The organism is Bartonella sp. AP72JLCBS (assembly GCF_042195705.1).
Classification (GTDB): domain Bacteria; phylum Pseudomonadota; class Alphaproteobacteria; order Rhizobiales; family Rhizobiaceae; genus Bartonella.
Genome location: NZ_JBHIOU010000006.1, coordinates 109,116 through 123,399 on the forward strand (window position 1 = coordinate 109,116; position 14,284 = coordinate 123,399).

Sequence of the window (14,284 nt, forward strand, 5' to 3'; positions counted from 1 at the left end):
GTAAGATGTTTTTGGAAAAAGATTTGAATTATGTTTGTACGGATTTTACAGTTTTTATTTTCTATAATAAGAAGAATCGGACATAATACCCTCATGAAATCATATCTTGCTCTTTTATCTCATGTTTTAAATCAGGGTATTGATCGGACAGATCGAACGGGTGTTGGAACGCGATCTATCTTTGGGTATCAGATGCGTTTTGATTTACAAGCAGGATTTCCGTTGTTGACAACAAAGAAACTACACTTACGTTCAATTATTTATGAACTTTTGTGGTTTCTTAAAGGCGATACAAATATCGCTTGGTTGAAAGAGCATGGTGTGTCAATTTGGGACGAGTGGGCTGATGAAAAGGGAAATCTTGGTCCTGTTTATGGTTATCAGTGGCGTTCTTGGCCCGCTCCTGATGGACGCCATATTGATCAAATTAACAATCTTTTAACGATGATTAAGGAAACGCCAGATTCTCGTCGCTTGATTGTATCAGCTTGGAATCCTGCATTAATAGAGGAAATGGCGTTGCCTCCGTGTCATTGTCTTTTTCAATTTTACATTGCGGAGGGGAAATTATCTTGTCAACTTTATCAGCGTTCGGCGGATATTTTCTTAGGTGTTCCATTCAATATTGCATCCTACGCATTGCTAACGATGATGATTGCGCAAGTAAGCGGTCTTAAAGTAGGCGATTTTATTCATACTCTGGGAGATGCTCATCTTTATTCTAATCATTTTGAACAGGCAAAATATCAATTGTCTCGTATACCAAATGCTTTGCCATGTATGCGCATAAATCCAGCGGTAACAGATCTTTTTTCTTTTCAATTTGAGGATTTTGAGTTGCTTAATTATGAAGCACAACCCCATATTAAAGCGCCGGTAGCAATATGACGATTTCCATTTGTTTAATTGCTGCTGTTGCAGAAAATGGTGTTATCGGTCGTGAAGGTGCCATGCCGTGGCATTTATCGACGGATTTGCAACGCTTTAAAGCTTTGACGTTGCGTAAGCCCATTATTATGGGAAGAAAAACTTGGGATTCTATTAGGAGACCTTTACCAGGGCGTACAAATATCGTCATTACGCGTGATTGTACCTTTTGTGCTGAGGGGGCTGTTGTTGCTCACTCTTTATCGCAAGCTTGTTCTCTTGCAACAAGCGTTGCTTCTCAAAATGATGTAGAGGAAATTTTTATTATTGGTGGTGGTGCAATTTTTCAACAAGGGTTGCATATGGCTGATAAAATATTTCTTACAGAAGTTTTAGCTTCTATAGAAGGTGATAGTTTTTTTCCTGTTTTTGATAAAGAAAAGTGGACTATTGTGCAAACACAAGATATTCCAAAAGGGGATAAAGATAGTCATCCGACACGTTTTGTTGTTTATGAGCGGAAATAATTTTTTGTAATATGAAGTGGAAGGGTTTATCAGTTGTATTGTAATGAGGTAAGAGACACCCTATAAGATCAAGCAAATGGTTGGTGTTCGAGTAGTGGTAATCAGTTAAAGAGGTGATAATGCCCTGGACAAATCAAAATGGTGGTGGCCCGTGGAGTGGCGATAAAAACAGTGGTGACAAAAAAACACCAGCTAAGAATCTCTTTGGTTCTGGTGGCGGTAATGGTGGCGAAAATGGTCCTAATCTTAATGAAATTTTGCGCAAAGGGCAGGATCAGTTTAAACAATTCGGGAGAAGCAGTTTTTCTGTTTTATTCCTTCTGCTTATTGTGTTTTTTTGGCTATACCAGTCAATTTATATTGTTCAGCAAAATGAACAAGCGGTAGAGTTGCGCTTTGGCATCCCTAAAGAAGGCATTATTGGTGATGGGTTGCATTTTCATTTTTGGCCAATTGAGACCTATATGAAAGTCCCTTTAACGGAAAAAACAATCGCGATTGGTGGGAAGCCCGGTCAGGCGCAACAAAGTGATGGTTTAATGCTTTCGAGTGATCAAAATATCGTTAATGTTAATTTTTCCGTTTATTATCGGATTTCATACCCTAGTCAGTTTTTATTCAATGTGAATGATCAAGAGGGAACTGTCCGCCAAGTTGCTGAGAGTGCAATGCGTGAGGTCATTGGTTCGCGGCCGGTTGATGATGTTTTACGTGACAAGAAAGAAGAAGTTGCTAATGACGTTAGAAAGATTATCCAGTTGACTGTGGATAAATATCAACTTGGTGTCGAAATAAGCCGTGTTTCTATCAGTGAAGCTGCTCCTCCGACAAAGGTTGCTGCTGCGTTTAATTCTGTTCAGCAGGCGGAGCAGGAACGTGGAAGAATGATTGAAGAGGGGAATCGTGTGCGTTTTACGAAAATTGGTTTAGCAAATGGTGAAGCTTCACGCACACGGGAAATCGCAAAAGGTGAAAAGGCACAAATGGTTGAAGAGGCAACAGGGCGTGCTGAACGTTTTCAGGCGATAGCTCGAGAGGCTGCGATTTCACCAGAAGCTGCTCGCTACCGTCTCTATATGGAGACGATGGGGCGGATTCTTTCTTCACCAAATAAGCTGGTTCTTGATCAGGCAAATTCTCCAGCGGTGCCTTATTTACCTTTGAATGAATTGTTGCGTAGCAAGTCATCGGAAAAAGTAAAGGCAACAGCAGCGCGTCCTGCGTTACTCTTAGATTCTCGTATTTCTGGAGGAGATTAATTATGCAGCAATCTCGCTTTTTGTTTGTTTTTAGTGCTATAGTGTTTGTTTTGATGATTTTGTGGATGTCCGTATTTATCGTCTATCCTCGTCAACAAGTAGCAATTAAGCGTTTTGGACAAATTGTTCAGGTAGAATCTAATCCTGGAATCTATTTCAAGGCGCCCTTTATCGATAAGATGATCATTGTTGATAATCGGTTATTGCGTTACGATGTTCCTACACAATCTGTACAGGTTCGTGGTGGTGCGTATTATGAGGTGGATGCGTTCTTTATTTACCGTATTACAGATCCTAAGTTGTTTTTACAGCGCATTGCTTCTGGGCGTCCACAAATTGCGGCACGTGAAAACCTTGCACCACGGTTTATTGACGCTTTGCGTGCTGTTTATGGTAAGCGAGAATTTAAAGCAGCCTTATCGGATGAACGAGGCGCGATGATGGCTGAAGTACAGAAGCAATTTTCTGTAGATGCAGGCTCGTTGGGTATTACCATTGTTGATGTGCGTATTCGTAAAACCGATTTGACTGATGCTGTTTCAGAAGATGTCTATCGGCAAATGGCAGCTGAACGTGAAGCTGCTGCGGAAAATATCCGGGCTCGTGGTCAGCAGGAGCGAGATCGTATTGTGGCAGAAGCTAATCGTGAATATGAAGAAATTGTAGCAGCTGCAAAGCGTGATGCTGAAATTACCCGTGGTGAAGGTCAAGCTGAAAGTATTCGTCTTTTATTGAATGCGAGGGAGGCTAATCCGTCTTTTTACGATTTTTGGTTGGCGATGGAACAATACAAGAATTTAGAGAAAACACCGATGGTAATTTCTCCAAATGAGGATTTCTTTTTCTATTTTCGTAATCCGCCGCAGGCAAATAAAGCATTCTTACCGACAATGAATACTGGCCTCAGTAAAACTGATCCAAAATCGGGAGAGAATAGATAAAATAATGGATTGCAGATACGAGATTTTGCATGAAAAGAATGATCTGTGACCATTTTCTTTTATGGTAAAAGTGGTAGAGAGTATCGAGCCGTGCTGGTTTTACGTAGATAAATTTAGTGGGGCTCTTTGCATCTTTGATTAAAGGCATGTCATGGATAGAAGTATCGTGAGTAAAAATACGTTTTTAAAGTTTTTTATCACAAGAGTTGTTTTTTGTGTGACTTTGTTTCTATCAGGATCAGTGAGTTTGTCTTGGGGAGCCGAGACAAGCAAGGCATTGCTTTCTATTCCTGATTTAGCTTCTGAGCTTTTGGAAACAGTTGTGAATATTTCCACGGCGCAGACTGTTGAAGGAACAGAACAGGATGCAAACACCTCGGTACCCGTTATCCCAAAAGATTCATTGCTGGAGGAATATTTCAGTGATTTTTTTACACCCAAGGATGGTCAAAAAGATAGTCAATTTCAAAAGGTGCGTTCTTTAGGCTCTGGTTTTGTGATTGATGCGCAAAAAGGGATTATTGTTACAAATTATCATGTTATTGTAGATGCTGATGATATTGAAGTTAATTTTACGGATGGTACAAAACTAAAGGCAAAGCTTCTTGGAAAGGATAGCAAAACTGATTTGGCGTTGCTTCAAGTCGATGCAGGAAGTAAAAAATTAAAAGCTGTGCGTTTTGGTGACTCAGAAAAAGCACGTATTGGTGACTGGGTTATGGCTATTGGTAATCCTTATGGTTTTGGTGGAAGTGTGACGGTTGGTATTATTTCTGCACGTAACCGTGATCTTAATGCTGGTCCCTATGATAATTTTATTCAAACAGATGCAGCAATTAATCGGGGAAATTCTGGTGGGCCGTTATTTGATAGAAATGGTGAAGTCATTGGCATTAATACAGCAATTGTTTCACCTTCGGGAGGATCTATCGGTATTGGATTTGCTATTCCATCGGATATGGCTCTTTCTGTTATTAATCAATTGCGTGATTTTGGAGAAATAAGGCGTGGTTGGTTGGCTATTCGTATTCAGCCGGTAACAGAGGATATTGCAAAAAGTTTAAAATTGGACAATGCTGTGGGAGCATTGGTAGCTGGTAAAATAGAACAGACGGAAGAAAATAATGTAGATAATAGCCAGTTACAAACTGGAGATGTTATTCTTTCCTTTGGTAATTCCAAAATTAAGCATGCACGTGATTTGCCGCGTTTAGTTGCAGAAAGTTCAGAAGGAAAAGTGGTGGACGTTACTATTTTACGCAATGGGCAAGAAGCAACAGTAAAAGTTAAGCTTGGACGTTTGATTGAAACAGATCCAAATGAAGATACAGAAGAAGTTGATGATAAAAAAAATCAAGATCTGTCGAAAAACGCGACAATGCAATTTATGGGAATGACGTTATCTGAACTGACAGAGGATTTGCGTCATCGTTATTCAATTTCAGATAAACTTCGAGGACTAGTGGTGACATCTGTTGCACAAAATAGTGCAGCGGATAAAAAGCGTATTCGCGTTGGTGAAGTGATTGTTGATATCAATCAGAGTTCTATCACAACAATTGATGAGGCTAAAAAACGTATTCATAAATTACGTGAAGCTGGACGCAAAAATGCTCTATTTATTGTAGCGCGTCCAGATGGAGAGTTACGGTTCGTAACGCTCCTAATGGATTGATCCTTAAAAAATTATTTTTTGTTTTTTATCAGCCTTAGTGTGTGGGATATTTTGCAAGTCAGCCATGTGATGTCCAATATTTCTCAAGCTCATTTCACGATAGAGAGCATGGGGTGTGCAATATAAAATCCATTGGAAATCATTATATCTTTATGCTGAATATCAAAGTATAAATTGGTGTCATCATAGTATTTTTCAGTTCTCAATATTGTAACAGCCTAGACTTTGAAATGCTGCATAAGAGATATTGGTACACCTTTCTTAAGTCCATTTTTATCTCTGCTTGTGATGCGCACGTAAATGGTATTGATATGATACTTTATGAGGCTCTTATTATAAACCGGCGTAGCATGCTATTTTTATAGGAAAAAATAAAGCTATTTGATTGTATAGATTAAACTTAGTATTATTTTCATAAATGATGACAAAGAGTATATTTTTAATGGCCTTAACGGACAGAATTATTATAGCTGTGGTTTGTTATTGAATTATGATAGCAAAAAATGCTTGGAAATTCCTTTGGTGTTGTTATTAAGTCCATTTTTTCTTTTTTATAAGTTTCATAAGGGGCTTTGTCTTAAGGGGAATTTGTGTTCGTATTTTTGTTTGAAGTATTTACTCTATGATAATGGAGAGAAAATACAGGAAGGCTTTGGGGGTGTCTGCATGTTGCAATAAGTTATTGATTGGGAGAAATTGCTATTCATGACACAGAGAACAGTTACATTAATAGCAGGGCCAACGGCAAGTGGGAAGTCAGAACTTGCCTTGCAAATGGCTCAAGAAAAAAATGCTCTCATTATTAATACTGATTCAATGCAGGTTTATAATGTTTTAAATATTTTAACGGCACGGCCGGGGGAGGCTTATACCGCGATTGTTCCCCATTATCTTTATGGTCATGTGAGTCCTATTTTGAATTATTCAGTAGGGCAATGGTTGTGTGATGTCGAGAAGCTATTGACTACTTTTTCTTTAAGATCAGTTATTTTTGTTGGTGGGACAGGACTTTATTTTCGTGCTCTTTTAGAGGGGATTTCGGAAATCCCTCATGTTCCAGATGTTGTGCGGCAGAAATGGCGTTTGCTGCTTGATAAAGAGGGACCTGAAAGTCTTTATCGCCAGTTGTTGCAGATTGATGCTGTTGTTGCTGAAAAAATTTCTTCGCACGATAGACAGCGTATTGTCCGTGCTTTGGAAGTTTATGATGCAACCGGTAAGACGCTCAGTTGGTGGCAGAAACAAAAAACAACACCTCTCATTGCGCCGAATTTGACCGAAAAAATTCTTCTCATGCCACCACGTTCTCTGCTTTATGAACGTATTCATAAACGCTTGGATTCTATGATTGAAAGAGGAGCTTTAGAAGAAGTGGTGGCTATGAAAAAACTTAAACTTTCCCCTTCTTTACCAGCAATGAAGGCTATTGGTATACCTGAATTTATGGCTTATTTGGATGGATATAGAAGCTTTGAGAATGCTCTTGAAGCGGTAAAAATACAAACGAGGAGATATGCAAAAAGACAAATGACATGGTTTCGTAATCAATTTGATGAAGAATGGATGCTTACTTTTTGATAAAAGAGTTAGAGCTTTGCAAAGAAACTTATCGAAAGATAAAAGATAATTCGTGAAAAAGAAATTTTTTAGAAAATATAATTTTTTATTGACGAATGGTATCAATGGAATTAGAAATCTCTCTACAAGGAATTTTTTATATATTTTATACGTTGGAATAATGGGGGTAATCATACAGTATGTGTTGTGTAATGGGCTCCTTTGGGGGCTTTTTTTATGGGCTCCGTTAGGGGCTTTTTTATTGTCCTATAAAGTAGGTGAGTGGGAAAAATGAGAAATGATCCAAGAAAGCAAGAGAGTGCAGATGGAAAAATAATGTCTGGCGCTGAAATAGTGGTTCAAGCTCTTATAGATCAAGGCGTTGAACATATTTTTGGTTATCCTGGTGGGGCTGTTTTGCCTATTTTTGATGTTCTTTATCACCAAGATACACTCCAGCATATTTTGGTGCGCCATGAACAAGCCGCAGGGCATGCAGCTGAAGGCTATGCACGCAGCACAGGGAAGGTAGGGGTTATGCTTGTGACTTCTGGTCCAGGGGCAACGAATGCTGTTACACCTTTGCAAGATGCTCTTATGGATTCGATACCTCTTATTTGTTTTTCTGGGCAGGTGTCAACAACGGTGATTGGAACAAATGCTTTTCAAGAGGCTGATACAGTTGGAATTACAAAGCCTTGTACGAAGCGTAATTGGCTGGTTAAAAATGTCAATGATCTTGCGGCTATTATTCATGAAGCTTTTTTTCTTGCTCAATCAGGTCGTCCTGGGCCGGTTTTGATTGATATTCCTAAGGATGTTCAATTTGCTTCAGGATTTTATAGAGCACCTCAAGTTCAGGAGTCTTTACATTCTTTTCCATCGTTGAAAGGGAATACTAAGGCTATTGAATCTGCCGTTTCTCTTTTAGTTGAGGCAAAACGCCCTATTATTTATTCTGGTGGTGGTGTTATTTCATCGGGGATGAAAGCTATACAGCTTTTACGTAATTTGGTTCAATTGGGGGATTTTCCGATTACTTCAACTTTAATGGGACTTGGTGCTTATCCTGCTTCCGGTAAAAATTGGCTTGGAATGCTTGGAATGCATGGAACCTATGAGGCTAATATGGCCATGCATGATTGTGATGTCATGTTAGCTGTTGGAGCACGATTTGATGATCGTATCACCGGGCGCCTTGATGCATTTGCACCTCATGCGCGTATTATTCATATTGATATTGACCCTTCTTCTATCAATAAAATTGTAAAAGCAGAAGTTCCAATTATTGGTGATGTGGCTTGTGTTTTAGGAGATATGACGCAACTCTTAAAGATACAGCAACCAGCGTTTAACAGTGAAGTCCGTGAGGCGTGGTGGACGCAAATTAACCGTTGGAAAGCTCGTAATTCATTGGCATATGCGGAGAAAAAAGATGTCATTATGCCGCAATATGCTCTTGAACGGCTGTATGCTTTTACCAAAGATGCGAATGCTTATATTACAACGGATGTCGGGCAGCATCAGATGTGGGCAGCGCAGTATTATCATTTTGATGAACCAAAACATTGGATGACTTCTGGTGGTCTTGGAACGATGGGGTATGGTTTACCTGCTGCTATAGGTGTTCAAATAGCGCATCCTGATGCGCTTGTTGTGTGTATTTCTGGTGATGCCTCCATTCAGATGAATATTCAAGAGCTTGCAACAGCTATTCAGCATGACGCACCGGTGAAAATTTTTATTTTAAATAATCAGTATATGGGAATGGTCCGCCAGTGGCAGCAATTGCTGCATGGTAATCGTCTTTCTCATTCTTATACGGAATCTATGCCTGACTTTGTGAAATTGGCACAAGCTTATGGAGCCGTGGGAATTCATTGTTCAAAACCCGATGAACTTGATGATAAAATTCAGCAGATGATTGACTGTGATAAGCCTGTTCTTTTTGATTGTCGTGTTTATCATTTAGAAAACTGTTTTCCTATGATCCCATCGGGATGTGCTCATAATGAGATGTTATTACCCGATGAGGCAAGCGAAGAAGCTATTGCAAATGCTATTTCTTCCGAGGGAAAGATTCTTGTATAAAATGAATATGTTAACAAAATGGTGAAGGATGGTGATGATGAAGTCTTTGGAGTCTTCATCTCTGTCTCTTCTTTGTGGAGAGTTCCTATTATCCTTAGAGCTCATTTTATGATTTTCATTCTTTGTTTAAAGACATGGGGTGTATTATTATTTGTTCATCTAAAAAATGTTATAAGTCGTGTGCACAATTATGTTTGAATTTATTTGTACACGATGTTTGTTTTTTAATTCATATGTTCACATTAATAGCTATTTCGTTGCATTTTTTAGATAATACATTGAATTATCTGTTATAAATTAATTATGTTGTCTCATATATGAAAGATTCCATCGTGCAAGAAAAAAAGCCACAGTGCTTGAAGGGTGCAACCATGCAAGCCGTTATGCCTATGAAAACAATAGAAAAGTTTGTTACTATGTTTTGGTTTTGCATTATGAAATTACTCCAAATAGCTCTTTCAGGGGCTTGATAGGAAAATCCCCCTAGCGGTTTGAAAGGAAGGAAAAAAATAACAAAAATCAAATGCAGCCATAGAAAACCAATAGGTCACCATAGCTTATAATCAGGTATGATTATGCGGGAGAAACCTATACATATGAGATGTATCGTCAATATATAAACCAGAATAATACTCAACATCATATCATTATCAGGATATTAACATTGAAAATTAAATATTCTTTCTTTTATTTGTTCTATATATCTATGATTCCATAAATCTGCAGACACAAACACTCTTTGAATCCACCGCATTGGATTTTCATAACTATCAAATGATCCAAAAAATTTATCTCTAGAGTGTAGGGCCATTCAGTTATCAATGTATAATAATCTTCCTGGTTGTACATCAATTCCAAAAGATACAGCCTTAATAGCTTCATAAAAATGATCTGAAGCTTTCTTGGCTTTTTTTGACTGTGGCTCTAACATGCCTGGATAAAAAACAGCGCTGATATCTGGGAATTCACCGTCCCCTTGAACTAGGGGCACTTTACTTGTAGAGGTTACCCCATTTTTTCTCCATCTATAGGGAACATTAATTATATATAAATTATCCCTTAAGCTCCTCAAATCCTCCTCACTTAAAAGTTTTAAAGCTAGACGTGCATCAGATATTCTCGTTAACGGACCATCAACACCATTGCGAACACCAGATAAAAGTATCCCCTTTAGGAGATAAATTTAAATTCCGTTATAAATTTTAGTGCAGCATTTTCATGTGAAAATCTAACTCAACTTCAGATCCTAATCCTGTATAATCTTTTTTATTATCCTCTAAAGGAACTAGGTTATTTACTATATGTTCGCCTTCAAACTTAATTGAATAAGGCTCTCCGATCAATAAAGAAAACATCATAATTAAATTTTCGCTAATATAGCCACTTTTACAAGACGCATCTAAATTGTAAGGATTAGGTGACATATTAATTTGTCTATCAACAGGAAGGTTTTCAAAGATTAAATATGGTCTAGGGGTAATAGACACCTTTTGGTTCATAAGAATTGTCAATATTCTATGTGGTAGCAGCGAAAATGCTATTTTTTTAACTCAACCGAATATTCAATACCACCGTATGGATCATAAATAACATGGTCTAAAGCCTCTCAAAGTTTGTCTCTTTATTGCTCAACTAAAAAGTATTTTCCATTTATCATTATAATTTCCCCCAATTATATTTCCCTACTTTTTTATTAAAAAAGTGAAAAAACAATAATTAAAATCAGCCATGTTAGTAAATAAGTGTCTGTAAAATCTTGGATTAATCCAAATAATGGTGGAGTAGTAATAATTGCGATTTGATTTACAGATATTGCTAAACCCAGAGAAAACACAACGCTTTCTTTCGGCTTAAGAGTCTACAATATAAGCAGCCCAAGGGCCATACCATTCCATTCCCAAAAAACTAACCAAGCAGATAAAATAGTTAAATAAATTATGGATCCACTTATGCCCAAAATTAATATTAAAAATCCAAAAACGACTGCAATCATGCAAAACAAGACAGGAAAAAATTGTCCTTTTTTACAATGATCACACTACGCTGCTAAAATAATTCTTCCTAAGGCACCAGAAGCCTGTGAAACAAAAAATAAATAAGCACTTTTATCTAGAGACAGGTGATAGATTCTATAAAAATAGATCGTTATAAAAATGGTTAAAACATATTGAACGATCACAAGTGAAACGCTTGGAAAAATAATATTCTTCATATGAGGCGCAGCCAACAGTGCAAGACGAGATCTTACATTTGCATAGAACGAAATTCTTGCCTTGCTTTTTGGAACGATAGCGATAACTTTTGCTGGTGAGTGATAAAAAATAATAAATATACATCCCCCTAAAAAAGAAACTATGGCACCGACCAAAACGCACCTTGTATGCCATAGACAAGCACACTAGCAGGAAGAACTATTCCAGCTAATGCCCCCACAACCTAATGTTAACCCCGCCTGCCTTATTCCCATTGCAAATCCGCGCTGCGATTGTGGAAACCATGAAGAAACAGATTTAGCGCCACCGGGTTGAGCAGAACTATAAAATTCCCCTATAATTAGCAAACAAACCAAAAGGGAAATATAGTTATCTGCGATTGCTCCCAACAAAAGAACGACAGAAACGCCGACCGCGCCAACTCCAACAATATAGCGCTCGTTAAACTTGTCTAGTAATTCGTCAGCTACAAGTAAGCCAATAATAGGTAGGAATTGCGCTGCTGAAGACAGCAAACCTATTTGAGAGTCACTAAGCGAGAAATCCTTCTTAAAAAATTCAGCTAAAGGACCAATCCCTTGAACAAAGAAGCAGGCTGATGCTTGAGCGATCGTGGCAACAAGCAATATAATCCATCTATAATAATTTTTTCCTATAAATTTATTATTGCTCACTCCGCCCCCCTCCAATTAAAGTGTATTCCAATAAAGTGGCCTTTTTTAATGATTGCAATAATAAATTGTGTATTTTATGCTGATTACATAAAAATCTGTCCATACTATTGGTATTAATATGAAAACTAAGGAATATGCTTAATTTAAGGAAATAAGCTATTATGTGTCGTGCAAATTTGATACGCTAGCGATATAAGATAAATTTTACAAACATTGGCTCAGCCGGCATTAAGCGCTCTTCATAAAAGATGCTATATTTTGGCAAGCTTTTTCAATATAATTCTCAAAGCTTTCTTCAGTCACATAGCCCAGATGTGGCGTGCAAAGAACTCTATCTGATTGCAATAATTTGCTCCCATATACTGGCTCGCTGTCATAAACATCCAGTGCAAAGTAAGTTGAATTTTCCAAACTTAGTATTTTTTCTATCGCCCCTTTTTCAACCAAAGCTGAACGCGCTGTGTTAACAAAAATAGCATGTGGTTTCATGCTCAATAGATCATCTAATTTTATGATTTCTCTGGTTTTATCGCTTAAACGTAAATGTACGGATATAATGTCAGGACGTGTAAAAAATTCATCTTTTGAATGCGTAAAATGATAACCTAAATTTTTTGCTTCTTGCGTTGAACGCTCGCTCCCATAAACTAAAATGGACATGCCAAAAGCTTGAGCATATTGAGCAACCATTTTACCAATACGCCCAAACCCGAATATTCCAAGAGTAGCCCCTTTCATTTGGTTGCCAAATGTTGTTTGCCAGCGTCCTTTTTTCATATCAGACACAGATTTATAGAGTTTTCTACGCGCAGACATAATTAAGAGCCAGGCAAATTCAGCAGCAGAAGTTGGATCTCCACCACCGTCTAATATTTCAATTCCTAAGTCTCTACAAGCTTCTATATCAATATGTGAACCTATAGGGCCTGTTTGGCAGATTAATTTTAAATTTGGCAGTTTCAGGAGAAGATTTCTATCAACTATAGTCCGCTCTCTAATTAAGATAAGAATATCTATCTCTTTGAGCTTATCTTCTAAATTACATTCTTTAGCTAAATTATTTATAACCAGCACTTCATGCGATTTCATTAATTTTGTAATAGACTGTAATGTTAGAGTGGCTTTTTGATAGTCATCTGGAATTAATATTTTCAATTTAAACCTTCCGTTTCATTCATCAATATTTGAGCTCATTATTTCATTTCTAAAACAACCAAAAAGCAATCTCATCGCTGATATTTTGACATAACACCAAGCCTATTAACAAATTATACCCCTTGATTTATTGTTATTTCTAGCAACGGTAACAAATAATAATTAAATCAAAAAGTTATATTTGTAGTAAGGGATTAGGTGCTTATTGATTCTATTATGTTTTTTTATCTCTATCCCTAACTTTTTTGGAGCTTTTGTATCGATTCAAGGGAGAGTTTTTTGCGATCTGCGCTCTTGGTATAAAGAGATGCCATACTGTCATTTGTCCAGCCAAAGAGTGCTTTCAATTGTGATACTGTTGCACCAGAGTTAGCTGCGCGTGTTGCTGCTAATTTTCTTAAGCCATGCGCTGATTTTTTGATACCTGCTTGGGTACAAGCATTATAAAATGTAATTCCGAAGCTTTTTTTGGGTATTTTTTTCCCGCGTTTACCACAAATGAATGTTTCTTCTCCAATAGGACCAACTTCAAGCGTTTTGGCTAATTCCGGTAAAATAGGTAGAAAGACATCTGTTTTAAATTGGCTCTTTTCTGTTTTGATGTGAATGATATTATCTTTGACGTCTTTCCAGCCAATGCGGACCGCATCACCACGACGCAGACCCGTATATAAAAGAACATCAATCCAAACACGTTCATGGGTACCATGTGACCAGCGTTGGTAATATTTTTCAACATCTTCTTCTGTCCAAACGGGAAAGCCCTCTTTATTTTTAAGAGGAGGTCTTGTGATACCTAAAGTAGGGTTGCTTTCCAAAAGTCCGTGTTCAATTGCCCATTTAAAAAGCCCATTTAGGGATTGTAGAAAGTCTCTAGCCATTGCTGGTGTTTCTTTGCGCCGTTCAACACCGGCTATGATATGTTTCTTTTCGATTGCTTGGTATGAAATGTGACCTATAGTATCGCACACTTTCATAAGAGTGTATTCTCTTTGTTTCTTTGTGGCTTTAGCGAGGTTATGCCAATTGGAGCTATTAAAATACTGTTTAAGGAGCCATGCGAATGAACCTTCGACTAGCTTACCAGTTTTTGATTTAGGAAGTATAAGCCCTTGTAACTCGGCAAGTGCGCTTTTGTAGTTGTCAACAAACTCTTGCGTTCCATAGGTACCGCGTATTCTAATACGTGGTCCATGACCAATACGTACATACCATATAATTTTACCATGACGTGTGACTTCTTTGACAAGATGAGGAGGACGTGGTTTTGGCATGGTATTTTACATCTTAAAGAGTGCGGTTTCGTAATATTCATTCTTTGACAA

Annotated in this window: 12 protein-coding genes; 7 read left to right on the forward strand and 5 right to left on the reverse strand. The window is 37.7% G+C overall.

Features of this window, described 5'->3' with window-relative positions; translation table 11 throughout:
- The first annotated feature begins 93 nt into the window (after positions 1–93).
- The 7 genes from ACFILO_RS04875 to ACFILO_RS04905 all read left to right on the forward strand — a co-directional run bounded on the left by ACFILO_RS04875 (position 94) and on the right by ACFILO_RS04905 (position 8,917).
- On the forward strand, positions 94–888 hold the full coding sequence (locus ACFILO_RS04875) for a thymidylate synthase (protein ID WP_273722957.1): 795 nt from the start codon (positions 94–96) through the stop codon (positions 886–888).
- The gene (locus ACFILO_RS04880) at positions 885–1,394 is read left to right on the forward strand and encodes a dihydrofolate reductase (RefSeq protein WP_375629938.1); all 510 of its coding nucleotides are present in this window, start codon (positions 885–887) and stop codon (positions 1,392–1,394) included. Before ACFILO_RS04875 ends, ACFILO_RS04880 begins: the two co-directional genes overlap by 4 nt.
- 119 nt (positions 1,395–1,513) lie before the next feature.
- Positions 1,514–2,653 carry an FtsH protease activity modulator HflK gene (gene hflK, locus ACFILO_RS04885; protein ID WP_375612019.1) on the forward strand — a complete coding sequence of 380 codons (1,140 nt, stop codon included), beginning with the start codon at positions 1,514–1,516 and terminating at the stop codon, positions 2,651–2,653.
- Between the two features lie 2 nt (positions 2,654–2,655).
- A complete protein-coding gene (gene hflC / locus ACFILO_RS04890; protein WP_375606990.1) occupies positions 2,656–3,594 on the forward strand; it encodes a protease modulator HflC in 939 nt (312 codons plus the stop codon).
- A 151-nt stretch (positions 3,595–3,745) separates the two neighbouring features.
- A complete protein-coding gene (locus tag ACFILO_RS04895; protein WP_375629936.1) occupies positions 3,746–5,269 on the forward strand; it encodes a Do family serine endopeptidase in 1,524 nt (507 codons plus the stop codon).
- 705 nt (positions 5,270–5,974) lie between these two features.
- Positions 5,975–6,847, forward strand: coding sequence for a tRNA (adenosine(37)-N6)-dimethylallyltransferase MiaA (gene miaA / locus ACFILO_RS04900; RefSeq protein ID WP_375677922.1), 873 nt, complete (start codon positions 5,975–5,977; stop codon positions 6,845–6,847).
- Positions 6,848–7,117: 270 nt separating this feature from the next.
- Complete coding sequence (locus tag ACFILO_RS04905) at positions 7,118–8,917, forward strand: acetolactate synthase 3 large subunit (RefSeq protein WP_375632344.1); 1,800 nt, start codon at positions 7,118–7,120, stop codon at positions 8,915–8,917.
- Between the two features lie 1,202 nt (positions 8,918–10,119).
- Here the strand turns inward: ACFILO_RS04905 and ACFILO_RS04910 are convergent.
- The 5 genes from ACFILO_RS04910 to ACFILO_RS04930 all read right to left on the reverse strand — a co-directional run bounded on the left by ACFILO_RS04910 (position 10,120) and on the right by ACFILO_RS04930 (position 14,233).
- Positions 10,120–10,416 carry a hypothetical protein gene (locus tag ACFILO_RS04910; RefSeq protein ID WP_375613387.1) on the reverse strand — a complete coding sequence of 99 codons (297 nt, stop codon included), beginning with the start codon at positions 10,414–10,416 and terminating at the stop codon, positions 10,120–10,122.
- A 539-nt stretch (positions 10,417–10,955) separates the two neighbouring features.
- Positions 10,956–11,285: a hypothetical protein gene (locus ACFILO_RS04915; protein WP_375632347.1), complete on the reverse strand. Its 330-nt coding sequence runs from the start codon at positions 11,283–11,285 to the stop codon at positions 10,956–10,958.
- 30 nt (positions 11,286–11,315) lie between these two features.
- The gene (locus ACFILO_RS04920; protein WP_375652777.1) at positions 11,316–11,804 is read right to left on the reverse strand and encodes an MFS transporter; all 489 of its coding nucleotides are present in this window, start codon (positions 11,802–11,804) and stop codon (positions 11,316–11,318) included.
- 228 nt (positions 11,805–12,032) lie between these two features.
- A complete protein-coding gene (locus ACFILO_RS04925; RefSeq protein WP_375652781.1) occupies positions 12,033–12,959 on the reverse strand; it encodes a D-2-hydroxyacid dehydrogenase family protein in 927 nt (308 codons plus the stop codon).
- Positions 12,960–13,195: 236 nt separating this feature from the next.
- Positions 13,196–14,233: a tyrosine-type recombinase/integrase gene (locus ACFILO_RS04930; protein WP_375621395.1), complete on the reverse strand. Its 1,038-nt coding sequence runs from the start codon at positions 14,231–14,233 to the stop codon at positions 13,196–13,198.
- Between the last annotated feature and the right edge of the window lie 51 nt (positions 14,234–14,284).

What these genes read in the sequence shown, in the direction of transcription:
- ACFILO_RS04875 (WP_273722957.1), top strand. Translation starts at nt 94, where the DNA reads ATGAAATCATATCTTGCTCTTTTATCTCATGTTTTAAATCAGGGTATT.
- ACFILO_RS04880 (WP_375629938.1), top strand. Translation starts at nt 885, where the DNA reads ATGACGATTTCCATTTGTTTAATTGCTGCTGTTGCAGAAAATGGTGTT.
- hflK (WP_375612019.1), top strand. Translation starts at nt 1,514, where the DNA reads ATGCCCTGGACAAATCAAAATGGTGGTGGCCCGTGGAGTGGCGATAAA.
- hflC (WP_375606990.1), top strand. Translation starts at nt 2,656, where the DNA reads ATGCAGCAATCTCGCTTTTTGTTTGTTTTTAGTGCTATAGTGTTTGTT.
- ACFILO_RS04895 (WP_375629936.1), top strand. Translation starts at nt 3,746, where the DNA reads ATGGATAGAAGTATCGTGAGTAAAAATACGTTTTTAAAGTTTTTTATC.
- miaA (WP_375677922.1), top strand. Translation starts at nt 5,975, where the DNA reads ATGACACAGAGAACAGTTACATTAATAGCAGGGCCAACGGCAAGTGGG.
- ACFILO_RS04905 (WP_375632344.1), top strand. Translation starts at nt 7,118, where the DNA reads ATGAGAAATGATCCAAGAAAGCAAGAGAGTGCAGATGGAAAAATAATG.
- ACFILO_RS04910 (WP_375613387.1), bottom strand. Translation starts at nt 10,416, where the DNA reads ATGAACCAAAAGGTGTCTATTACCCCTAGACCATATTTAATCTTTGAA.
- ACFILO_RS04930 (WP_375621395.1), bottom strand. Translation starts at nt 14,233, where the DNA reads ATGCCAAAACCACGTCCTCCTCATCTTGTCAAAGAAGTCACACGTCAT.